At 66.8% G+C, this 20,380-nt stretch carries 23 protein-coding genes and 1 pseudogene; 10 read left to right on the forward strand and 14 right to left on the reverse strand.

Features of this window, described 5'->3' with window-relative positions; all coding sequences use genetic code 11:
- The first annotated feature begins 209 nt into the window (after positions 1-209).
- Positions 210-1,109 (forward strand): DUF3592 domain-containing protein, encoded by a 900-nt coding sequence (locus BUB20358_RS17990; protein WP_375136218.1) that lies wholly within the window; start codon positions 210-212, stop codon positions 1,107-1,109.
- Positions 1,110-1,168: 59 nt separating this feature from the next.
- Here BUB20358_RS17990 and BUB20358_RS17995 read toward each other — a convergent pair whose 3' ends face one another.
- Positions 1,169-1,783 (reverse strand): CGNR zinc finger domain-containing protein, encoded by a 615-nt coding sequence (locus tag BUB20358_RS17995; RefSeq protein WP_006763061.1) that lies wholly within the window; start codon positions 1,781-1,783, stop codon positions 1,169-1,171.
- 82 nt (positions 1,784-1,865) lie between these two features.
- Between BUB20358_RS17995 and BUB20358_RS18000 the strand changes: the two genes are divergently transcribed.
- The gene (locus tag BUB20358_RS18000) at positions 1,866-2,669 is read left to right on the forward strand and encodes an alpha/beta fold hydrolase (protein ID WP_006763060.1); all 804 of its coding nucleotides are present in this window, start codon (positions 1,866-1,868) and stop codon (positions 2,667-2,669) included.
- A gap of 140 nt (positions 2,670-2,809) precedes the next feature.
- Here BUB20358_RS18000 and BUB20358_RS18005 read toward each other — a convergent pair whose 3' ends face one another.
- Together BUB20358_RS18005 and BUB20358_RS18010 are read right to left on the reverse strand one after the other, a co-directional pair.
- The gene (locus BUB20358_RS18005) at positions 2,810-3,136 is read right to left on the reverse strand and encodes an aldehyde dehydrogenase family protein (RefSeq protein WP_035971505.1); all 327 of its coding nucleotides are present in this window, start codon (positions 3,134-3,136) and stop codon (positions 2,810-2,812) included.
- A 116-nt stretch (positions 3,137-3,252) separates the two neighbouring features.
- On the reverse strand, positions 3,253-4,893 hold the full coding sequence (locus BUB20358_RS18010; protein WP_006763057.1) for an L-lactate permease: 1,641 nt from the start codon (positions 4,891-4,893) through the stop codon (positions 3,253-3,255).
- A gap of 473 nt (positions 4,894-5,366) precedes the next feature.
- Between BUB20358_RS18010 and BUB20358_RS18015 the strand changes: the two genes are divergently transcribed.
- Positions 5,367-5,678, forward strand: coding sequence for a DUF4148 domain-containing protein (locus BUB20358_RS18015; protein ID WP_035971504.1), 312 nt, complete (start codon positions 5,367-5,369; stop codon positions 5,676-5,678).
- 199 nt (positions 5,679-5,877) lie between these two features.
- On the opposite strand, the gene gshA is transcribed toward BUB20358_RS18015, so the two are convergent.
- From gshA to ada, 3 genes are all read right to left on the reverse strand, one after another.
- A complete protein-coding gene (gshA, locus tag BUB20358_RS18020) occupies positions 5,878-7,491 on the reverse strand; it encodes a glutamate--cysteine ligase (RefSeq protein ID WP_006763056.1) in 1,614 nt (537 codons plus the stop codon).
- A gap of 256 nt (positions 7,492-7,747) precedes the next feature.
- Positions 7,748-8,707, reverse strand: a complete 960-nt coding sequence (locus tag BUB20358_RS18025) for a DNA-3-methyladenine glycosylase family protein (protein WP_035971501.1) — start codon at positions 8,705-8,707, stop codon at positions 7,748-7,750.
- Positions 8,704-9,795 (reverse strand): bifunctional DNA-binding transcriptional regulator/O6-methylguanine-DNA methyltransferase Ada, encoded by a 1,092-nt coding sequence (gene ada, locus BUB20358_RS18030; protein ID WP_006763054.1) that lies wholly within the window; start codon positions 9,793-9,795, stop codon positions 8,704-8,706. The genes BUB20358_RS18025 and ada overlap by 4 nt, the downstream gene beginning before the upstream one ends.
- A 427-nt stretch (positions 9,796-10,222) precedes the next feature.
- Between ada and BUB20358_RS18035 the strand changes: the two genes are divergently transcribed.
- Positions 10,223-10,636 (forward strand): VOC family protein, encoded by a 414-nt coding sequence (locus tag BUB20358_RS18035; RefSeq protein WP_035971500.1) that lies wholly within the window; start codon positions 10,223-10,225, stop codon positions 10,634-10,636.
- Positions 10,637-10,672: 36 nt separating this feature from the next.
- Here BUB20358_RS18035 and BUB20358_RS18040 read toward each other — a convergent pair whose 3' ends face one another.
- The 3 genes from BUB20358_RS18040 to speG all read right to left on the reverse strand — a co-directional run bounded on the left by BUB20358_RS18040 (position 10,673) and on the right by speG (position 12,805).
- Positions 10,673-11,227, reverse strand: coding sequence for a YaeQ family protein (locus BUB20358_RS18040; RefSeq protein ID WP_035971499.1), 555 nt, complete (start codon positions 11,225-11,227; stop codon positions 10,673-10,675).
- A 176-nt stretch (positions 11,228-11,403) separates the two neighbouring features.
- Complete coding sequence (gene sap1 / locus BUB20358_RS18045) at positions 11,404-11,751, reverse strand: surface attachment protein Sap1 (protein WP_035971498.1); 348 nt, start codon at positions 11,749-11,751, stop codon at positions 11,404-11,406.
- Between the two features lie 511 nt (positions 11,752-12,262).
- Complete coding sequence (gene speG, locus BUB20358_RS18050; RefSeq protein ID WP_035973229.1) at positions 12,263-12,805, reverse strand: spermidine N1-acetyltransferase; 543 nt, start codon at positions 12,803-12,805, stop codon at positions 12,263-12,265.
- 150 nt (positions 12,806-12,955) lie between these two features.
- Between speG and BUB20358_RS18055 the strand changes: the two genes are divergently transcribed.
- The 4 genes and pseudogenes from BUB20358_RS18055 (at position 12,956) to BUB20358_RS18070 (ending at position 14,618) form a co-directional block, all read left to right on the forward strand.
- The gene (locus tag BUB20358_RS18055) at positions 12,956-13,126 is read left to right on the forward strand and encodes a hypothetical protein (RefSeq protein ID WP_006763050.1); all 171 of its coding nucleotides are present in this window, start codon (positions 12,956-12,958) and stop codon (positions 13,124-13,126) included.
- Between the two features lie 95 nt (positions 13,127-13,221).
- Positions 13,222-13,470, forward strand: coding sequence for a DUF2795 domain-containing protein (locus tag BUB20358_RS18060; protein WP_006763049.1), 249 nt, complete (start codon positions 13,222-13,224; stop codon positions 13,468-13,470).
- A gap of 79 nt (positions 13,471-13,549) precedes the next feature.
- Positions 13,550-14,347 (forward strand): annotated as a pseudogene (locus BUB20358_RS18065) (GGDEF domain-containing protein); the annotation flags it as partial.
- Between the two features lie 112 nt (positions 14,348-14,459).
- Positions 14,460-14,618: a hypothetical protein gene (locus BUB20358_RS18070; protein ID WP_158380487.1), complete on the forward strand. Its 159-nt coding sequence runs from the start codon at positions 14,460-14,462 to the stop codon at positions 14,616-14,618.
- A gap of 136 nt (positions 14,619-14,754) precedes the next feature.
- Here the strand turns inward: BUB20358_RS18070 and mnmE are convergent, their stop codons facing one another.
- Complete coding sequence (gene mnmE / locus BUB20358_RS18075) at positions 14,755-16,149, reverse strand: tRNA uridine-5-carboxymethylaminomethyl(34) synthesis GTPase MnmE (protein WP_035971497.1); 1,395 nt, start codon at positions 16,147-16,149, stop codon at positions 14,755-14,757.
- Positions 16,150-16,479: 330 nt separating this feature from the next.
- Between mnmE and BUB20358_RS18080 the strand changes: the two genes are divergently transcribed.
- Positions 16,480-16,902 carry a helix-turn-helix domain-containing protein gene (locus BUB20358_RS18080; protein WP_035971496.1) on the forward strand — a complete coding sequence of 141 codons (423 nt, stop codon included), beginning with the start codon at positions 16,480-16,482 and terminating at the stop codon, positions 16,900-16,902.
- A gap of 122 nt (positions 16,903-17,024) precedes the next feature.
- Here BUB20358_RS18080 and yidC read toward each other — a convergent pair whose 3' ends face one another.
- From yidC to rpmH, 4 genes are all read right to left on the reverse strand, one after another.
- Positions 17,025-18,689 (reverse strand): membrane protein insertase YidC, encoded by a 1,665-nt coding sequence (gene yidC / locus BUB20358_RS18085; RefSeq protein ID WP_006763046.1) that lies wholly within the window; start codon positions 18,687-18,689, stop codon positions 17,025-17,027.
- 8 nt (positions 18,690-18,697) lie between these two features.
- Entirely contained in the window at positions 18,698-18,964 is a 267-nt protein-coding gene (gene yidD / locus BUB20358_RS18090) for a membrane protein insertion efficiency factor YidD (protein WP_035971494.1), read from the reverse strand.
- A 75-nt stretch (positions 18,965-19,039) separates the two neighbouring features.
- Complete coding sequence (gene rnpA, locus BUB20358_RS18095) at positions 19,040-19,501, reverse strand: ribonuclease P protein component (protein ID WP_035971493.1); 462 nt, start codon at positions 19,499-19,501, stop codon at positions 19,040-19,042.
- A 15-nt stretch (positions 19,502-19,516) separates the two neighbouring features.
- Positions 19,517-19,651, reverse strand: a complete 135-nt coding sequence (gene rpmH, locus BUB20358_RS18100; protein WP_004198824.1) for a 50S ribosomal protein L34 — start codon at positions 19,649-19,651, stop codon at positions 19,517-19,519.
- A 417-nt stretch (positions 19,652-20,068) separates the two neighbouring features.
- Here rpmH and BUB20358_RS18105 point away from each other — a divergent pair.
- Positions 20,069-20,380: DnaA N-terminal domain-containing protein (locus BUB20358_RS18105; protein ID WP_302477259.1), on the forward strand; the 312-nt coding region annotated here is incomplete at its 3' end.

The raw sequence follows: 20,380 nt of genomic DNA on the forward strand, positions 1-20,380 counted from the left end.
GAATCGTCCGACAAATATCACACAACCGACGCACGCCTGTCGTATTGCGTCGGCACTGAGAGCACATGGGACGTCAGACATGGAAGCATGTGAGCGCGGCGCGACCATTCAGAGGGCATGGTTTCGTCAATCTTCGGCTATTCGGCAGCGCGCGCCGCTACCCGGCCGACCTTCGAACCGGCCGCACGGCGCACGACCCGAGGCCGATCATGCCGGGTAAGGACGCAGTCGTCGCGCTGGCGCTCGGCGTCGCGCTGTTCGCGCTCGCCGTGGTCCTCGCGACCGGCGCGCGCCATCCGGCCGGCAACCTGATCCGCGCACCGGGCACCGTCGTACGCATCGTGCAGGACAGCGATGCGATGCGCGCGTATCGGCCGATCGTCGCGTACCTCGCAAACGACGGGCGGCGCCGCGAAGTCGTCGGCAGCACCGCGTCGACGGTCCCCGCCTACGATATCGGCGAAAGCGTCGACGTGTTGCTCGACCCCGCGCATCCCGACCGTCCCGCGTTGATCGACGATTTCGCGCAGCGCTGGTTTCCGCCTGCCGTGCCGGCGCTGCTCGCGGTTGCATCGTTCGCGATCGGCGGTTTGCTGTATGCGAACGAGCGCCGCCGCGTGCAGACCGACACATCGCCCGCCACCCGAAAGTCCGCCCGGCGCCGCTGGGACCTCGCGCTCGTGCTGCTGCCGATCGCGATCGGCACTGCGTTCATGGCCGGCGCCGGCGCAATCGGGCTGCGCGAGTGGCTGATCGTCCGGCATTACGCGCACTCGACCGGCCGTGTCGTCGAGTTCACGGAAAACGCGCGTTCGCCGCGCACGCGCATGTCGCGATATGCGGCGACCGTCGCGTTCACGGCCGACGACGGCCGTCGCGTCACGTTCGCGCAAAGCGTGGCGGCATCGCATTCGACGCTGCATCGAGGCGACACGGTCGACGTGCTGTACGACCCCGTGATGCCGGAGCGCGCAGTGGTCGATCGGTTCTGGCAGCGCTGGGGACTCACGGCGATCCTGTTCGCGATCGGTGCGCCGTTCCTCGTCGCGGGGCTTTGCGCGGCGGGCACGCTGTGGCCCGAGCATCGACCGCACGAAGCCGCTCGTTGACGCCGGCCCAGCGGCACACGCCCGTTACCCGGCTGTAAAAGCAACGCCGCCGTCACGCGTCACCGCTCCCTGAACGCCTCCACTTTCGCGCGGTTTCCGCACGTGCGCATGTCGCACCAGCGCCGGCCGACACCGCGGCCGCGATCGACGAAGAACCACGTGCAGCGCGTGCACTGCCGCACGCGTGCGAAATCGTCAGTGCGCAGCAATTGCTCGAACCCGAGCGCGGCCGCATCGATCCACCGCGACGCGGCGTGCGCGTCGGGCCGCCACGCAAACCGGCCGTCGGCGGCTTCGAACCTGCTGCGTCCGATCGCATCGCGGATCGCGACCGCAAGCCGGTCCGCCGCGCGCGCACCCGCACCGCCGCGGGCGTCGCTCGTCAGGTACGCGATCGCGGCATACGCGTCCTCGCGAAAACCGCGCAGCGCGGTCAGCTCGTCGGCGCCGTCCCGTCGCGCGTGACGCGCGAACCGCGCAAGATCCGACGGTGCCAGCAAGCCCGATTTCTCCGCCCATGCGCGCACGGTCGCCCAGTCGACGAGCTTGTCGTCGTCGCGCGTCTTGCCGGTATCGGCCACGGTGTTGAGGAAGTCGAGCGCAGGATGGCCGCCGACGAAATCCGCGTCCGTCCATTCGCGCCCATGCAGCGACGCTTCGAATCGAGTAACCATTTATCTTGCACCTATCGGTTTCAAATCGGGGCGATCCGGAGTAACCTGTTTACGACAGAAACAGGTTAGCACGGAGGCACGAATGCTCGAACTCGCAAACCGCTTCATGTTCGAAGGCTATCGAATCGCGTGGGGAACGATCGGCGAAGGACCGCCGCTCGTGCTCGTGCACGGCACGCCGTTTTCGTCGCAGGTGTGGCGGCGCATCGCACCGTGGCTCGCGCGTCGCCATCGCGTGTACTTCTACGATCTGTTGGGCTACGGCGCATCCGACATGCCGGATGCGGACGTGTCGCTCGGCCGGCAGAACGCGCTGTTCGGTGCGTTGCTGCGCGAATGGGGCATCGTGCGCCCACGCGTGCTCGCGCACGACTACGGCGGCGCGACGGTGCTGCGTGCGCACTTTCTCGACGGCATCGCGTATTCGGATCTCACGCTCGTGAATCCAGTCGCGATCTCGCCGCAAGGTTCGCCGTTCGTTCGGCACGTCGCGCAGCACCAAGCCGCGTTCGCCGGCCTCCCGGAATATGCGCATCACGCGCTGCTGTCTGCCTACATCGGCAATGCGGCCGCGCGGCCGCTGACCGACGAAGCGCTGTCGGTCTATCGCGCGCCGTGGCTCACGCCCGCCGGTCAGCGCGCGTTCTATCGGCAGATTGCGCAGATGCGGCAGCGCTACATCGAGGAAATGGAGGCGCGCTACGCGCCGCCCGACTTTCCGGTGCGCATCGTATGGGGCGAAGAAGACGCGTGGATCCCGCTCGAACAAGGGCAGGCGCTCGCCGAGCGGATCGCGCACGGCAAGCTGATCCGCGTGCCGCACGCGGCGCACCTCGTACAGGAAGATGCGCCGGAGGCGATCGTCGCCGCGGTGCTCGACCGATAGGCGTGCAGCCAGCGTGCTGAGAGCAGCAGCCTGCGCGTACCGGGGCAACGAATACGTCTTCGTATTCGTGAAGCTTTGCATCGATTTCTGTACGCCTTCGTTGTAGCCGAGCCGGGAATCCTCGACACGACCGAGCGGCGTCAGTTCGAGCCGATAGACGGCAGCGTGCGCACGTTCACGCTGCCCACTTCGAGCTCGGTGAGGATGAAACGCGCGATGCCGTCGAAACGGTTCGTGCAGATCGACGAGGAGAGCGCATCGTCGGCGCTGTTCGACATCCGGATCGCGTCGTCGATGTCGCGAAAACGCATGATCGGGGCGACATGGGCCCGAACGTCTGGTATTTCGTGAGCCGCATGCCGCGCGCCACGCGACCGCCGACGGTTGGCGAAGGTCGGCAAATACAGCGCACCGGCGCGCACGTTGCCCATCAGCAGCCGCGCACCGCGCGCGATCGCGTCGCTCACCCGCAGGCTCGCAGAACTTCGCGGCCGCCTCTTCGCTCACCGCGCTATCGTCGACAGCTTTCAGTTTCCGGCAACCCGCCCGGCCGTGCACAGGTCCACCGCGCGCCCGTTCGCGGTCACTTCGGCAGCGCGGGAATCATCCACGTCAGCACGTGCTGCTGCAGGAACACCAGCACACCGAGCAGCAGCGTCAGGATCACGCTGTGCCAGAACGTGCGTGCGAACACGACGCCTTCCTGCCCCTTCAGGTCCGTCGTCGACACGCCCGTCGCGATGTTCTGCGGCGAGATCATCTTGCCCATCACGCCGCCGGACGAGTTGGTCGCGGCCATCAGCACCGGATCGAGGCCGAGCTGCCGCGCGGCGACGACCTGCAGGTTGCCGAACAGCGCATTGCCCGACGTATCGCTGCCGGACAGGAACACGGCGATCCACCCGAGCGACGCCGACACGAGCGGAAACAGCGCGCCGGTCGATGCGACGCCCGTGCCCAGCGTGTAGCTGATGCCCGAATAGTTCAGCAGGTACGCCAGCCCGACGATCATCATCACCGTGACGATCGCGATCCACGTTTGCCGCCACGTCCGCGCGACGCAGGCGAAGAACTCGCCGATGCCGACACGCGTCAGCACCGCGGTGATCAGCGCCGACAGCAGGATCGCGGTGCCGGTGCCGAGCGGCTGGAAATCCCAGATCGCCGCATACGGCTTGTGGTACAGCGACACGAACACCGCGTTGTGCAGGCCCGGCCACGGAATCTTCACGTCGCCGATCGCCGCGATGTTCGCGTGCACCCAGACGATCACGATCACCGACACGACGATCCACGGCAGCCAGCCGCCGAAGCCGGCGCGCGCGGCGCCGGCCGCGGCCGGCACGCTGCGCGCGAGCGCGTACTGCGGATCGGGCTGCGGCCGCCACACCTGCAGGAAGCCGATCGTGACGATCAGCGACGTGAGCGACGACAGCACGTCGGTGAGCTGGTAGCCGAGGTAGTTCGACGTGACGAACTGCGCGAGCGCGAAGCTCGCGCCGGACACGAGCAGCGCCGGCCACAGCCGCGCGATCGACCGCAGCCCGCCGTATGCACCGACCACGTAGAACGGCAGCAGTAGCGCGAAGAACGGCAGCTGGCGGCCGACCATCGCACCGAGCGTCGCCGGCGGCAGCGACGTGACCGCGCCGAGCACGGTGATCGGCACGCCGAGCGCGCCGAACGCGACCGGTGCGGTGTTGAACAGCAGCGTGTAGGTCAGCGCTTCGAGGGCGGGAAAACCGAGCGCGATCAGCAGCGCACTGGTGATCGCAACCGGCGTGCCGAACCCGGAGATGCCTTCGAGCAGACAGCCGAACGAGAACGCGACGACGAGCAGCACGAGCCGCCGATCGTCCGGCAGATTGTCGAGCATCCACTGCCGGAACTGATCGAAGCGGCCCGAGGTCACCGCGACGTTGTACAGCAGCAATGCGTTGAACACGATCCACATCACCGGGACGACCGCGAGCGCCATCCCGGCGCCGACCGCGTTGAACGCGAGGCCGGCCGGCATCCCCCACGCGCCGATCGCGACCGCCAGGCCGGCGACGAGACCCGCGAGCGACGCCTGCCACGCGGGGCGGCGCAGCACGCCGAGCGCGATCAGCGCGACCGCGATCGGAATCACGGCGACGAGAAACGACAGCAACAGCGAATTGGCGACGGGTGTCAGCGGCTGCGCGAACACAATGCCGGGCGGCAGGGCGGTGGTGGGATTCATCGTGTCTCCATGGGCGAAGCGGAGTCGGCGCGTCGGCAATCGTGCCGGCCCGACGCTTTTCTATCGGTCCGCGCGAGCGCTTGCACGTGCTGCTCCGCATCCATTCAACGTCGTTGTTCCGCGGCCCTCACGGCGCCCGGCGCTTGCAGATGCAACCGTGCCGCAGCGCCGACCGATCGGTCGCTCAAAAGAGGTTAGGAGGCACATCGCGCTTGTACAAGGAGAACAAGCGCGATCGGCGGTATCGCGCGCGGACGGTCCGCTGCACGATGACCCGCAGCTGGCGTACACGTGGCACACGCGACAGGAAACCGCGCGCGCATGCGTCGATCGGCGCTCGCAATGTTGCAGGTGCAACAAAGGTGCGTGTCGACCGGCGCGCTGTTTCGTACGGCGTACGAAGCCTGGACTGGCCGCATCGTTCCGCCCGCGCCGACGACGGCGCGGCGCCGGAACCTCACGGAGCAAACATGATGGACACGATGAAACGCGCGACGTGTGCGTTGCTGGCGATCGGCGCGGCATGGGCCGCGGATGCCCACGCGGCGTCGACGCTGACACGCGCGCAGGTCCGCCAGGAACTCGCGTCGCTTCAGGCCGCCGGCTACCGCGCGAGCCTTGCGAGCAGCCCCGACTTTCCGGCAAACATGCAGGCGATCATCCGGCGTGCCGCGCAGATGCGCGGCGACGGCGCGGGCTACGGCAACGATGCCGGCGTACGTGTCGACTCCGGCAAGCCGGCGCTGCCGCATGCGATCGATCGTGGCACGTACGGGCACCACTGATTCATCGATTCGAACGAATGCCCGCGTGCGCGATGCGTCGCGCGCGCTGCGGCATACCGGAGAAGGCGCGGTCGGCACGCGTTTGGCCGTGACGCGTCGGCCGCACACTGCACGCATGGCCGGCCGCAAAGCGTGCACTCGCCTCGCCGGCCACGCGCATCCGCAAAGCGCGCGCCGTACGCACGCGCCGGCGCAACGATCAGACGCTGAAGCGGTTCAGCGTATACGCGCGATACGCGGCGACGAACGCATCGAACGAGCCGGCTTCCTTCGCCTCCAGTTCCGCCTGCTCGGCGAGCGACTTCTCGGCGAGCGCGCGCTCGGCGCGCAGCGTGTCGGCAGACGGCGGATTCGCACGGAAATGCGCGGCATGCGCTTCGCTCTGCGCGAGCCCGAACGCGAGGAACGACTGCCCGTTCTCGCGCATCGTGCGCAGCACGCGCGCGGACGGCGTGCGCTCCGGATCGGCGAGCTTCTCGCGCTGCGCGGCAATCGTCCGCGCATGCTCGTCGCCGCCGCGGATCTCGTCGAGGCGACGGCCGACCGTTTCGATGTCGGCCATCAGCTCGTCCGCCCACGCCTGCAGCGTGATCGGCCGCCCGTCGCGCGTCAGCGTGAGCCCCGGCTTGCGGCCTTCCATCGTCACGCTCGCGAAGTTCGCGTTCGCTTCCTTGTACGCGTCGCAGTCGAGCGCCGGACTGTCGTCGAGCGCACACGCGAGCAGGAACGCATCGATGAAGCGCGCGGTGCCGAGCGCGATGCCGGTCGGCTCGAACGGATCGATGTCGAGGCAGCGCACCTCGATGTACTGCACGCCGCGCGACGCGAGCGCATGCAGCGGCCGCTCGCCCGAATACGTGATGCGCTTCGGCCGGATCGTCGAGTAGAACTCGTTCTCGATCTGCAGCACGTTCGTGTTGATCTGGATCCACTCGCCGTCGCGATGCGTGCCGATCGCCTCGTACGGCGGATACGGCTCGCTCACCGCCTTCGACAGCGCGTCGAGATAACCGGGCAGCGTGTTGTAGTCGACGTGCAGCGCCGCCTGCGCGGTCGTGTTCGAGTAGCCGAGATCGCTCATCCGCAGGCTCGTCGCGTACGGCCGGTACAGCGTATCCGCGTCGAACGCGTCGAGCCGATGCGGCTTGCCGCGCAGGAACCTCGCGTCGAGCGCCGGCGACGCGCCGAACAGGTACATCAGCAGCCAGCTGCGGCGGCGGAAATTGCGGATCAGCGCGAGATAGCGCTCCGACTGATAGTCGACCAGCGTGGCGGTCGACCGCTCGTCCGCATGCAGGCGCCGCCACACTTCCTCGTGCAGCGAGTAGTTGTAGTGGATGCCGGCGATGCACTGCATCGTGCGGCCGTAGCGGTACGCGAGGCCGCGCCGGTACACCGTCTTCAGGCGGCCGATGTTCGACGTGCCGTAGTTCGCGATCGGAATCTCGTCGTCGGCCGGCAGCAGGCCGGGCATCGACTCGTTCCACAGCATCTCGTCGCCGAGCGACGCATACACGTAGCGATGCAGATCGTCGAGGCGCTCGAGCGTGATCGCCGCATCGCGTTCCGCGGGCGTGATCAGTTCGATCAGCGCTTCCGAGTAGTCGGTCGTCAGCGACGGGTGCGTGAGTGCCGCCCCCAGCGCGCGCGGATGCGGCGTGAACGCGATCATCCCGTCGCGCGTCACGCGCAGGCTTTCCTTTTCGATGCCGCGCAGGCCGTCGGGCAGATGCTGCCGCGTCGGGCCCGAGCTCAACGCATCGAGGCGATTCAGCAGCAGTTCGGACTGGCGGTGAGTCATGGTGTTCGACATGGAGGCGCAAGTGCGGGACGGCCGCGCGCGAAACGCCGCGCGCGGCCGACTGGATTGTTGGTCGCTTCGTTGGTAGCGGGCACTTTAACATCTCGCCGACACACGCGCTTGACCCGGCCGCGCGCGGCGCTTGCACGCTGCCGACACGCCGGCAGCCGCTCCCCGCGTCGTGGCGACGCACGTTTGCGCGAGCGTCGAAAACGGCGCCCGCGCGGCGAAATCGTCTGGAGGAACGTGCGGGGGGCGACGCGACGACTCAGCCGCCGCGCGCGGCGCCCGCGCGGTCCGCGACGTCGTTCCACAAATGCAGCGCCGCATACGCGCGCCACGGTCGCCACGTTTCCGTGCGGCGTTTCTGGCTCGCGAGCCGGTCGAGCGACGGATCGCGCGCGGCGATCGACTGCATCAGCACGAGATCGGAGGCCGGCCACGCGTCCGGGTCGCGCCACGCGCGCATCGCGATGTATTCGACCGTCCACGGCCCGATGCCGGGCAGCTCGAGCCACGTGCCGCGCAGCGTCGCGAGATCGGCGTGCGCGCAGTCGACCGGCACGTCGCCGGCCGCCACCGCGCGCGCCATGCCGGTCAGCGCGGATGCGCGCTTGCCCGGCATGCCGATCTTCGCGAGATCGCATGCGGCAAGCGCGTCGGGCGTCGGGAAACGCCAGGCGGGCGCGCCTTCGTCGTCGTGCATCACGCGCTCCCCGGCCCGTTCGACGAGGCGGCCGACGATGGTCGTCGCCGCCTTCACGCTCACCTGCTGGCCGACGATCGCACGTACCGCCAGCTCGAATCCCGACCATGCGCCCGGCACGCGCAGCCCCGGCGCCGCCGCGACGAGCGGCGCGAACCACGGATCGCGTGCGAGCCCGCCGCCGATCGCGGCCGGATCGGCACCGAGGTCGAACATCGACGCGACGCGCGCGGCGAACGCATCGTCGACATGACGTGCGGCCGCCCCTTCGACCGTCGCGATCAGGCAATGCCGGCGCGGATGCCGCGTGACGGTCAGCCGGCCCGCTTCGCCGTGCAGATCGACGATACGGCGATACGCGCCGTCCGCGACCTGCTCGACGCCCGGAATCGCGCGCCCGCTGAAGAAGCGCAGCACGCGCGCCCAGTCGTACGGCGCCTTGAAGCGCAGTTCCAGTTGCGCGGACGGCGGCACGAGGCCGCCGTTCGCGATCGACGTAATCGTCGCTGTTTCGATGCTCAAGCTTCGCTGCCCTCCGCAACGGTTTCGTTTTGATCGTCGCGCGCATGGCGCGCTTCGGCTGCCAGCAGCGTCGCCTTGCGGCGCACGCCCCAGCGATAGCCGGCGAGCGCGCCGCCCTTTTGCACGACACGGTGACACGGGATCGCGAGCGCGACCGGGTTCGACGCGCACGCGGACGCGACGGCCCGTACCGCGTGCGGCGAGCCGAGCGCCTCGGCAATCTCCGAATAGCTGCGCGTTTCGCCGTACGGGATATGCGTGAGCGCCTCCCATACACGCTGCTGGAACGCGGTCGGCGCGATGTCGAGCGGCAGGTCGAACGCATGCCGAGAGCCGTCCAGATATGCGCGGATCTGCGCGACGAACGGCGCGAGCCGCGCGGCCGCTTCGACCAGCTCCGCACGCGCGAACGCGTGCTTCAGTTCGTCGACGAGCGACGCCGCGTCGTCGCCGAACGCGATCCGGCAGATTCCCTGCTCGGTCGCGGCGACGAGCACCGTGCCGAGCGACGTCGATGCCGTCGTGTAGTCGATTCGAAGCCCGGCGCCCTGGCGCCGAAACGCGGACGGCGCCATCCCGAGCTCGCGCGGCACCGACGCATAGAGCCGCGACGGCGAGTTGAAGCCGGCGTCGACGGCCGCGCGCGTGACCGGCTGGCCGCTTTGCAGCGCGTCGCGCAGCGCGGCGCCGCGCTGCGCGGCCTGGTACTGCCGCGGCGACACGCCGACCACCCGCTTGAACAGGCGTTGAAGGTGAAACGGGCTCACGTGCACGGCGTCGCTCAACTGCTCGAGCGTCATCCGCTCCGCGCGAGCGTCGAGCACCGCGCACGCACGATTGACGATCTCGAGTTCGCGCGGCAGGCCTTCCGGCTGACAGCGCTTGCACGGGCGGAACCCGGCCGCGCGCGCGGCGGCCGCGTCGGCGAAGAACGACACGTGCTCGCGCCGCGGCAGCCGCGACGAGCAGGTCGGGCGACAGAACACGCCGGTCGTGCGCACGGCATAGAAGAACGCGCCGTCCGCATGCGGATCGCGGGCGGTCACGGCGCCCCAGCGGGCATCGTCGGTCGGATAGGCGGTTTTCATCTGAACCTCGCACTCTCAAGTGTAGACGGAGCCTACTCTAGGCTTCGGCACAGACGGCCGCGCGCTGAATCTTGCTCTGTGATTCGCGGCCGGCGCGCCGATACGCTGCCAGCACGCCGGGAAAACCGCAAAATCCCGCGCGGCCGTTGCGCGCACGCATCGCGCGTCATCGCTCCGTCACGATTTTGCTGCAGTGCGGCTGCGACAAAACGCCGTTCTGACGTTTTTTTACACACGATATATTGCGTCGCACCATCTGCATGTGTATAGTTGGACCTGTCTCCTCCATGTCTCCTCCTGATATGGATTAAGCCCGTTCCGCTCTGCGTGAACGGGCTTTTTTTCGTCCGTCGGTCGCGGCGCGTTCCCGCGAGCGCGGCGCGCGTTCTACACTCGACGCACCTGCTTGCCGAAGGAGGGTGCGTCCATGAAACCGACCATCCGCGGAATCGACCATGTCGTGCTCCGCGTGACCGACATGGCTGCGATGACGCGCTTCTACTGCGATGCCGTCGGCTGTCACGTCGAGAAGGAGCAGCCCGATCTGGGCCTCGTGCAGCTGCGCGCCGGCGATGCGCTGATCGATCTGCTCGCGGTCGGCGCGAAGATCGATCGCCCGGACAGCGGCCCGCCCGGTGTCGGACGCAATCTCGATCATCTGTGCCTGCGCGTCGAGCCGTTCGATCCGCACGCGCTGATCGCGCATTTCGCCGCGCATGGCGCGCAGCCGGGTGCGCCCGTCGAACGCTACGGCGCCGGCGGCTACGGACCGTCGATCTATCTGTTCGATCCGGAGGGGAACATGCTCGAGTTCAAGGGGCCGCCGGCCGTCGTCGGCTAAGCGCGGCGCGGCGCGGCCGGCGCGCGCGGCCCCGCGTCACGCGTCCGCGCGCGCCTTCAGCACCGTCCATTCGACCGCGACCGGATCGTGGTCGGCACTCGACACCCATGCGGCACCGTCCTGCACCGTGCACTGCAGCCGCATCGTGCGCTCGGCGAGTTGGCCGAGCGCGACCGCGACGCCGTCGGCGAGCGACAGCACCTGCACGTTGCGCAGCCGCTCGACCTTGCTGCGCACGCCCTGCCACCAGATATCCGACGTCTTGCCGCCGTACGCGATCACCGTGACCTGCGCGGCACGGCCGGCCGCCTTCGAGATACGCCGCTCGTCGGGCTGGCCGACCTCGATCCATGCGTCGATCGCGCCGGTCAGGTCCTTCTGCCACAGATCGGGCTCGTCGACGTCCGACAGCCCTTTGCAGAACTCGAGCCGCTCGTGCGCGAACAGCGCGAACGCGACGATGCGCACCATCATCCGATCGTCGGTTTCCGACGGATGACGTGCGACCGTCAGCGCGTGATCGGCGTAGTAATGCCGATCCATGTCGGCGATTTGCAGTTCGGCTTTGTAGATCGTGGATTTCAGCGCCATGCGGATGCGGCCCGGGCGGGCATTCGGTTCGGTCGGGCCGTGATGATACCGAATGCGGGCCGCGCCGCCTGCGTGAAGCGCCGCCCACAGCGCAACGGCCCGGCATCGGCCGGGCCGCGTCGATCGCGCGCCGCCGGCCTCGTCAGGCCGGCACGCGCGCGTGGCGACGGTGCGCGTTACTGCTTGATGAAGCGCGAATCGGTCCAGAGGCCCTGCTGGTCGCTGTTGTCGGCGCTGACGAACTGCACGTCGCCCTGTTCGACCGACACCACGCGGAAGCGCTGGCCTTCCGGCACCGACAGGCAGCGATAGTCGTCGAAGTATTGCTGCTTCGCCTGCGCCTTGCCGTCGCGCTCGTGACTCAGCACGGAGTCCAGATTGTCCTTCGACAGACAGCCCCATGCATTCTTCGTCAACTGGATTTCCTGCTTCGGCTTGACGGCCGAATCGCCGCCCGCGTAAGCAATCGATACCGCCGCAAATGCGCCGACGAGGGCGAGAAAGACACCGGTTCGCTTCATCATGTTTCCGTCTCCGTACTTGCGGGCACCAGGCTGGGTTAGCTATGCGTTTAAAGGTGATCGTGAACCCGCGTTTTTCACTTTAGAAGACCGGCAAGCGATAGCAAGCACATTTATTGTGCGCTCGCAATAGCGGCGAATTGTCGCACCCCGCGCGCAGTCGATTTTTCGTCTGCTGTTTGCCGTTCATCGCGCGTTCTGTATGGCGCTCGAACATGCGACACGGCGCGCAAAGCATTATCCAGCAAGCCTTTCGGCAAAGTTACAACGTGCCAATTGAACGGTTTGGATAATCCATTCCGATATCCGGATCATTTTGATGCGTTGCACACAAAGTCGGCCGAAACGATATGAATTTATCGCAGCGCGGAAACCCGATTTACCGCTAACAAGAAAAGTGCCAGATATAAGCGGGTGCGTATTTACCCGTATTCGGCCGCCTGTGTGATCTTCACGGGAAAACGGCGCGCCGGTTTTCTTCAGCTTTATCGGCGCGCCGCCATCAATCCGGCGATCAATTCGTTTGCCGGCGTTCGAAATAATCGCGCTGGAAGATGCACATCCGGTACGCATTGTGATACGTGCCGTTGCCGAAAAATTCTTCCTTCAACTCGGCCTCGTGCTGGAATCCGCATTTTTCGTAGACGTGAATCGCGGCCGCATTCGACGTATCGACGATCAGATACAGCTTGCGCAGGTTCAACACCCTGAACGCGTACTCGACTGCCAGACGCGTCGCCTGGCCCGCATAGCCTCGCCCCTGGCAATGCGGCGCGATGATGATCTGGAATTCGCCGCGGCGGTGGATGTAGTCCAGCTCGATCAGTTCGACGAGGCCGACCAGGCTGCGCTGCGCGTCGATCGCGACGAAGCGGCGCTCGCGCTGATCGTGCACGTGGCGGTCGTACAGTTGCGACAGCTCCGCGAAGGTTTCATACGGCTCCTCGAACCAGTAGCGCATGATCTTCGCGTCGTTGTTCAGTTCGTGGACGAAGCGCAGGTCGTCGCGCTCGAGCGGTCGCAGCGACAGCGTGTGAGCATCGTTCTGAAGTTGCATGTTCATGTCCTTTTTTAATGCCGGCGCGTCGGCGAAACGCGCTCGTCCGGCCTCGATCGAGCCCATTTCGCCCCCGTAAGAAGTTGAACGCAGGCGAAATTCAGAGCCTAGAATGGGAGCAAGGGTTCCTGCCACCGCAAGGAGGCTATCGTGTTCGAGCAAGTCATACTCGGGATTTTTCTCGTGCTGCCGCTCGTGATCGTGGCGGTGCTGTTCTCCGACGAACTGTGGCAGGAACATCGACGCCAGCATCCGCGCGACGCCGACGCGCCGCATATCGACTGGAAGCATCCGTGGCGCCGCGTGAGGCGCGGGCACTGAGCCGTTCGACTTCCGCTTCGCGCGCGCCGCCTGGCGGGCCCGCAAATTGCGCAGTCGCGGTTTCTCCGATTCCGGTCAACCAGCGAGACGCCGACGTGAACGACAAACCCGCTGCTTCCCCGCACGACATTCCGCACGAAACGATCGATCTGCAGATCGCCGACATACTCGCAACCGTCCGCTACCCGGCGAACAAGGATGCAATCGTCGACGCCGCACGCGACGCCGGCGCGAGCAACGAAGTGCTGTCGATGCTCGACGGCCTGCCCGAACAGGACTACGCGGACGTCGATGCCGTCACGCGCTGGGTCGCCGGCAACTTCGGTCCGGGGCTCGGCGTTTGAGTGCATGCCGATAGCGTGTCAGGATCGGCTCGCACCGGTCGCGCCGCGGCCGGCCGCGTGCCGCCCGGCCGGCGACACGGTCGCGCTGCCGATCAACGCGGTCGCGCTCGTCGTCCGCGCGGTCAACGTGCTTGCGCTCCCAGTGGTCGTCGTCACGGGCCGGCTGCGCACGATGCTCGATCTATAGCTCGCGATCGCGGTATTCGCGTGCCTGACCGACACGACGCTGAACCTGCCGAGCACGAGCCGCTTCACGGTCGGCTGGGTATCTCGCGCGCGTATTCAGCATGTTCACGCCCGGCGTGCTGGTCTGCGTGCTGGCGTGGGAAGTGACGACGCTGTATCAGCGGCTGTTCGAAGCGCACGCGACGCTGGTTCACTCGTGCGCGCGCGACGGGCTGACCGGCACGTTCAACCGCAGCCATTTCAACGACCGGTTTCACGCGCTGTTCCTGCAGGCGCGTCGCGGACGCGAACCGCTGTCGCTGCTGATGGTCGTCGTCGATCACTTCGGGGCCTACAACGATGCGTTCGGACACGTGAAGGGCGATGCATGTTTGATCGCGATCGGGAATGCGCTGGCCGGCGTCGTCAGACGGCCGACGGATCTCGTCGCCCGTTACGGCGGCGAGGCATTCGCGATCGTATTGCCGAACACCGGCGCGCACGGTGCGCGGATCGTTACGGAGCAAGCACGCGAAGCGGTGCTGCGGCTCGGTCTCGCGATGCCGGCGCGACAGCGTGCGTCAGCGTGAGCGTGGGCTGTGCGACCGTCGCGCCGGGCGATCTGTCGACGCCCGATGCGTTGCTCGAAGTCGCTGATGCCGCGCTGTATCGCGCGAAGGGAGCGGGGAGAAACCGGGTCGCCACGGCGTGAAACGTCTGTGGTTTCGCGCACGCGTAACGGTCATTGTGACCGGAATAATGCGCGGTTACGCAATGCGCCGCGGCGATACGAATGCTTACAGTCCGTGTTCGGAGCGCTCGATATGCTGGGTTTCATCTTGAAATCCATGCAGGTGTGCGCGATGAAGAAGACGCTTTTGCTGATTGCCGGTGTGGCCGCGTTGTTGAGCGGGTGCATCGTGGTGCCGGACGGCGGGTATTACGGCGGCGGGTACTACCACCATCATCGGCATTGGGATTGACGTCGTGGCCCACGATGCGTGACGTGCGACGAGGGTAGCCAGAACGAAGCGCCGTTACGAGCATGCGACGTTCGTGTCGTGAGCGAGTCCGCCGTATGCGCGCGGGACGATGATCGAGCCGTATCGCGATCGCGAGCTACTTCCCGATGCAAAACCTGCTGAAAATCACCCCCAGCAGATCGTCCGACGTAAATTCCCCGGTAATCGAATTGAGCTGCTCCTGCGCGAGGCGCAGTTCCTCCGCGAACAGATCGAGTGACTGCGCGCGTTGCTCCGCGTGATCGGCGGCCTGCGCGAGATGCGCTTGCGCCGCGCGCAGCGCGATCAGATGCCGCTCGCGCGCGAGATAGACGCCTTCGGCGCCCGCCTGCCATCCCGCGATCCGCAGCAGTTCGGCGCGCAGCAAGTCGATGCCGTCGCCGCGCTTCGCCGACAGATGCACGTCGGTCAGATCGCCCTCGGCCGCAGGATGCTCGACGCACGCCGGCACGCCGGTCAGATCCGTCTTGTTCAGCACGCGCACGACCGGTACGCCGGCCGGAAACCGCGCGGCGATCCGTTCGTCGTCGGCGGTCATCCCGGTACGCGAATCGAGCAGATGCAACACGACATCCGCGCGCTCGATCTCGCTCCACGTGCGCGCAATGCCGATCCGCTCCACTTCGTCGTCGGTCTCGCGCAACCCGGCCGTGTCGATGATGTGCAGCGGAATCCCTTCGACCTGGATCGTCTGGGCAACCTTGTCGCGCGTCGTGCCGGCGATCGGCGTGACGATCGCGAGCTCCGCGCCGGCCAGCGCATTGAGCAGCGACGACTTGCCGACGTTCGGCTGTCCGGCCAGCACGACCGACAAGCCCTCGCGCAGCAGCGCGCCCTGCCGCGCATCGCCGAGCACGTGCGTGAGCTGCTCGCGGATCTTCGCGAGCTTGCCGCGCGCATCGGCAGCCTCCAGAAAGTCGATCTCCTCCTCCGGGAAATCGAGCGTCGCTTCGACGAGCATCCGCAGGTTGATCACGTGGTCGACGAGCGCATGGATCTGCCGCGAAAACGCGCCGTCGAGCGAACGGCCGGCCGAGCGCGCGGCCGCTTCGGTACTCGCTTCGATCAGGTCGGCAACCGCCTCGGCCTGCGCAAGGTCGAGCTTGTCGTTCAAAAACGCACGCCGCGTGAACTCGCCGGGCTCCGCGAGCCGCAGCCCGAAGCCGCGGCCCGCGTCCAGGCACCGCTGCAGCAGCAGCTGCATCACGATCGGGCCGCCGTGCCCCTGCAGTTCGAGCACGTGCTCGCCGGTGTACGAATGCGGCGCCGGAAAGTACAGCGCGATCCCGCGGTCGAGCGGTGCGCCGTGCGCGTCGAGAAACGGCACGTAGCTCGCATGGCGCGGCGCGAGCCGCTGCCCGCACAGCGCGTCGATCAGCGGCAGCGCGGCCGCCTCGCCGCCGCGCCCGAACGATACGCGAACGACGCCGATGCCGCCCCGGCCGGCAGCGGTGGCAATGGCGACGATCGGATCGGAGTCGGTAGCGAGCATGAGAATCGGTTCGGTCGAACAGTAAGTGGTGCGCCCGCGCGACAGTCGGGACAAAGGAACGCCGGCATTGTAGCGTGAGCGCCGGCCCGCCACCGGCGCTCACGTCTGCTACGGACACGATCTAATTTATCCCGGCGGGGATAAGTCCAGTACGAGCGTGGCACCATCACGCAGCACGCGTTTCGGACGAGTATGCGTACACACGCGGCTCCACGCTGCGGCCCTCAATTCCGCCCCATGTCCCATGCCGGATTGGGATTCGTCCGATCGAGATACGTTTATCCCACATGGTTGTCTGAGATGCGTCGGTGGAATTGCACAATCACGCCCATGCCGACACCCGAAGAAAAAGCCGCGTTCTCGGAACGCCTGAAATTCGCCCTGCGGCGCAGCCCGGAAAAGATCTCCGGCGCGACGGAACTCGCGAACCGGTTCAACCTCCGGCATCGCGGCGCGCAGCCGGTTTCGCCGCAAACCGCGCACAAGTGGCTGACCGGCCGCACGATTCCGACGCCGGACAAACTGCAGACGCTCGCCGAATGGTTGCGCGTCGAATTGCATTGGCTGCACTACGGACCTTCGCCGAGCGCGACGGAGCACGTGACGCCGCAGCCGCTGCCGCGCGACGAACGGTATCCGCCGACGCAGGAGACGATCGAACTCGCGTCGAAGATCGAGTCGCTGTCGCCGCATCAGCGCTACCTCGTTCAGGAGCTGATCGAGCAGTTCTACGGCGACCCGAAGCGATCCTGATCGGCACGCGCGGCGCGCAAAGCGCCACGCTCGGCCCGAAAACGAAAAAGCCGCATGGTTCGACCCATGCGGCTTTTTCACATATGCACCGCGAACGGCGAGCCGCCCGCGTGCGCCCCGCGTCACGCGGGCTTTTTCTTCGCGCTGCCGCCGAGCTTGCGCGTGATGTAGTACTGCTGCGCGATCGACAGCACGTTGTTCACGACGTAGTACAGCACGAGGCCGGCCGGGAAGAAGAAGAACATCACCGAGAACGCGATCGGCATGAACATCATCATCTTCGCCTGGACGGGATCGGGCGGCGTCGGGTTCAGCTTCGTCTGCACGAACATCGACACGGCCATCAGCACCGGCAGGATGAAGTACGGATCGCGCTGCGACAGGTCGTGGATCCACAGAATCCACGGCGCGCCGCGCATTTCGACCGACGCGAGCAGCACCCAGTACAGCGAGATGAACACCGGGATCTGGATCACGACGGGCAAGCAGCCGCCGAACGGATTGACCTTCTCGGTCTTGTACAGCTCCATCAGCGCGGCGTTCATCTTCTGCGGATCGCTCTTGAAGCGCTCGCGCAGCGCCTGCATGCGCGGCGTGATCTCCTTCATCCGCGCCATCGACTTGTAGCTCGCCGCCGACAGCGGGAAGAACACGGCCTTGATCAGCAGCGTCAGCAGCACGATCGCCCAGCCCCAGTTGCCGACGAAGCCGTGGATCTTCTCGAGCAGCCAGAACAGCGGCTTCGCGATGATCGTCACCCAGCCGTAGTCCTTCACGAGCTCCAGACCCGGCGCGATGCCTTCGAGCATCCGCTCTTCTTCCGGACCGGCGAACAGGCGCGCCTGCACGTCGGCCGACTGGCCCGGCGCGATCGTCGCGACCGGCTGCTTCACGCCGACGCGGTACAGCGTCGGATCGATCTTCTCCGCGTAGATGTCGCGCTTCACGCCCTGCTGCGGAATCCACGCCGACGCGAAATAGTGCTGCACCATCGCGACCCAGCCGTTGTCGGCGGAAGTCACGTAGTCGGCCTTGTTCTTGTCGAGATCGCTGAAGTTGATCTTCTGGAAGTGCTTCGCGTCCGTATAGACCGCCGGCCCGAGGAACGTATGCGAGAACATCGGCGTTTCGACCGCCGTGTTGTCGCGCACCAGTTCCATGTAGACGGTCGGCGTGACGGGCGTCGTGCCGACGTTCTCGATCTTCGTGTCGACGCCGATCACGTAGCTGCCGCGCGTGAACGTGTAGGTCTTCACGACCTTCACGCCGCCCTTCACCGGCGACTCGAACGACAGCTTCAGCGTGTTCTGGTCGCCGGACAGCGACGTCGGCCCGTTGCCGACTTCCGTGTACACGTCGTTGTGGTTCGGGAAATCGCCGCCGAGCAGGCCCGTGCGCGCGAGGTACGTGTGGCCGGCCGTGTGGTCGAACAGCGTGATGTACAGGTCGGGCTGCTTGCCGTCGCCTTGCTTCTTCAGCGTCAGCTTCGCGAGCGTGCCGCCGCGCGTGTCGATCTCGCCGTCATAGACGTCGGTCGAGAACTTCACGAGCTGCGCCTGCGCAGCCGGTGCGGTCGTGGTCGGCGCGGCGCCCGGTGCGGCGGCCGGCACGTTGCCGGCAGTCGGCGTCGCGCCCGTGCCCGACGCGCCGCCGGCAGCGGCGGGCGCCGTCTGCGTGGCGCTCGGGAAGAACATCGACGGGCGTCCATGGGACCGCTGCCAGTTGTCGTACAGCATGACAGCTGACATGAAGAAGATCACCCATAGGACGGTGCGTTTGATATCCATGCGTTGTCTCAGAGTCGATGGGACCGCGCGTCGGCTTCGCCGCGAGCGCGAGTGTCGGAGTTGGGCGGCGGGACGAGGTCGATGCCGCCCGCGGAAAACGGATGGCATCGGCACACGCGCCTGACGGCGAGATACGTGCCGCGCGCGGCGCCATGATACTGGATTGCTTCGCGCGCGTAATCCGAACAGGAAGGATAAAAACGGCAACGGTTGCCGAGCAGCGGGCTCACGGCAACCTTGTAGAAGCGCAGCAACGCGATCAAGACCGTTTTCATACCTTGCGCGGCGCCGTTCGGCACCGCTTCAAAACCCGCCGGGCCGGCGCGCGCGCCGCGCCGCGGACGGATGCGTCACTCGGACGCGGGCTTCGACGCACGGCGGGCGATCTCCCGCGCTGCCTTGTCGAGCAGCTCGCGGATTTCGGCCGCGCACATCGCGGCGAGCGGGGCGGAAGCCGCGCTCGGCAACGCCTTCTTGTCGAAGCGCGTGTGCTGCCGCAGCAGCAGGTCGTACCCGGCGAATTCCGCCCGGCGCAACCGGAACGCTTCGCGCGCGAGCCGCTTCACGAGATTGCGCGTGACTGCACGCGGTGCGTACTTCTTGCCGATCACGAGCCCCAGACGCGCGGGCTCGCCGGTCGGCTTGCCGTAGATCACGAAGTGCGCGGAGCGCCGCCACGGGCGCAAACGAAAAACGGATGAAAATTCATCCGTTTTCAGAAGTCGCGCAGCTTTCGGGAAGGCGGCTTTCGTCTGCGACGGATTCGCACCCGGCTCGACGGCACCCTCCGCAGGGCTGCGGACGGCGGACACAGCGCGCAACCTGCCTTAGATGGCGAGGCGCTTGCGGCCCTTCGCGCGGCGAGCGTTGATGACCTTGCGGCCGCCTGCCGTCTTCATGCGGACACGGAAGCCATGGGTGCGCTTGCGGCGCGTCACGGACGGTTGGTAGGTACGTTTCATGATGCTCTCACTTGTTCGAGAATGTCGAAATTCAGGGGACCGCGTGCCCTAACCGGAGGCCTTCGGGCGAACGCAATCGCCGGAAATACAGGATTGGTTTTCGCGGAACCCGCTATTTAAACCGTTTTTCTCTTGACGGTCAATACTTTACGCGTCCTTCGCCTGTGCCGGGCCGCGCCGATCCGGCCCCGCGACCCACAATCGCACCCTGTGGATAAGTCCCGCTGTGGCGGCTTTTGGCGTTAGAATCTCGCCTTATCTCCAAGAATCCCGCACGCCGCTTCGGCCCTCGCCTGTCTCGCCACGACCGCGACGCAGGCGCCCGAAGCACGCTCGCACGCCGCTTCGGGCCTTGTTGCGCGACAGCGACGAGGGCGCCGGCGAGACGCTGTGCACGCATAAAACGACAGTCACTTGATGAACGAATTCTGGCAACACTGTTCCGCACTGCTGGAGCGCGAATTGACGCCCCAGCAGTACGTGACGTGGATCAAACCCTTGGCCCCGGTGGCCTTCGATGCGTCGGCGAACACGCTGTCCATCGCTGCGCCGAACCGCTTCAAGCTGGATTGGGTCAAGAGCCAGTTTTCGGGCCGGATCGCCGATCTGGCCCGCGATTTCTGGAATGCGCCGATCGAAGTGCAGTTCGTCCTCGATCCGAAGGCCGGCATGCGCAGCGCGGCGCCCGCACCGGCCGCTGCGCGCGCGCCGCTAGCGCCGAGCGGCCCG

It is taken from the genome of Burkholderia dolosa (assembly GCF_902499135.1).
In the GTDB taxonomy this organism is placed as follows: Bacteria; Pseudomonadota; Gammaproteobacteria; order Burkholderiales; family Burkholderiaceae; genus Burkholderia; species Burkholderia dolosa.

What these genes read in the sequence shown, in the direction of transcription:
- BUB20358_RS17990 (WP_375136218.1), top strand. Translation starts at nt 210, where the DNA reads ATGCCGGGTAAGGACGCAGTCGTCGCGCTGGCGCTCGGCGTCGCGCTG.
- BUB20358_RS17995 (WP_006763061.1), bottom strand. Translation starts at nt 1,783, where the DNA reads ATGGTTACTCGATTCGAAGCGTCGCTGCATGGGCGCGAATGGACGGAC.
- BUB20358_RS18000 (WP_006763060.1), top strand. Translation starts at nt 1,866, where the DNA reads ATGCTCGAACTCGCAAACCGCTTCATGTTCGAAGGCTATCGAATCGCG.
- BUB20358_RS18010 (WP_006763057.1), bottom strand. Translation starts at nt 4,893, where the DNA reads ATGAATCCCACCACCGCCCTGCCGCCCGGCATTGTGTTCGCGCAGCCG.
- BUB20358_RS18015 (WP_035971504.1), top strand. Translation starts at nt 5,367, where the DNA reads ATGGACACGATGAAACGCGCGACGTGTGCGTTGCTGGCGATCGGCGCG.
- gshA (WP_006763056.1), bottom strand. Translation starts at nt 7,491, where the DNA reads ATGTCGAACACCATGACTCACCGCCAGTCCGAACTGCTGCTGAATCGC.
- ada (WP_006763054.1), bottom strand. Translation starts at nt 9,795, where the DNA reads ATGAAAACCGCCTATCCGACCGACGATGCCCGCTGGGGCGCCGTGACC.
- BUB20358_RS18035 (WP_035971500.1), top strand. Translation starts at nt 10,223, where the DNA reads ATGAAACCGACCATCCGCGGAATCGACCATGTCGTGCTCCGCGTGACC.
- BUB20358_RS18040 (WP_035971499.1), bottom strand. Translation starts at nt 11,227, where the DNA reads ATGGCGCTGAAATCCACGATCTACAAAGCCGAACTGCAAATCGCCGAC.
- sap1 (WP_035971498.1), bottom strand. Translation starts at nt 11,751, where the DNA reads ATGATGAAGCGAACCGGTGTCTTTCTCGCCCTCGTCGGCGCATTTGCG.
- speG (WP_035973229.1), bottom strand. Translation starts at nt 12,805, where the DNA reads ATGCAACTTCAGAACGATGCTCACACGCTGTCGCTGCGACCGCTCGAG.
- BUB20358_RS18070 (WP_158380487.1), top strand. Translation starts at nt 14,460, where the DNA reads ATGCTGGGTTTCATCTTGAAATCCATGCAGGTGTGCGCGATGAAGAAG.
- mnmE (WP_035971497.1), bottom strand. Translation starts at nt 16,149, where the DNA reads ATGCTCGCTACCGACTCCGATCCGATCGTCGCCATTGCCACCGCTGCC.
- BUB20358_RS18080 (WP_035971496.1), top strand. Translation starts at nt 16,480, where the DNA reads ATGCCGACACCCGAAGAAAAAGCCGCGTTCTCGGAACGCCTGAAATTC.
- yidC (WP_006763046.1), bottom strand. Translation starts at nt 18,689, where the DNA reads ATGGATATCAAACGCACCGTCCTATGGGTGATCTTCTTCATGTCAGCT.
- yidD (WP_035971494.1), bottom strand. Translation starts at nt 18,964, where the DNA reads ATGAAAACGGTCTTGATCGCGTTGCTGCGCTTCTACAAGGTTGCCGTG.
- rpmH (WP_004198824.1), bottom strand. Translation starts at nt 19,651, where the DNA reads ATGAAACGTACCTACCAACCGTCCGTGACGCGCCGCAAGCGCACCCAT.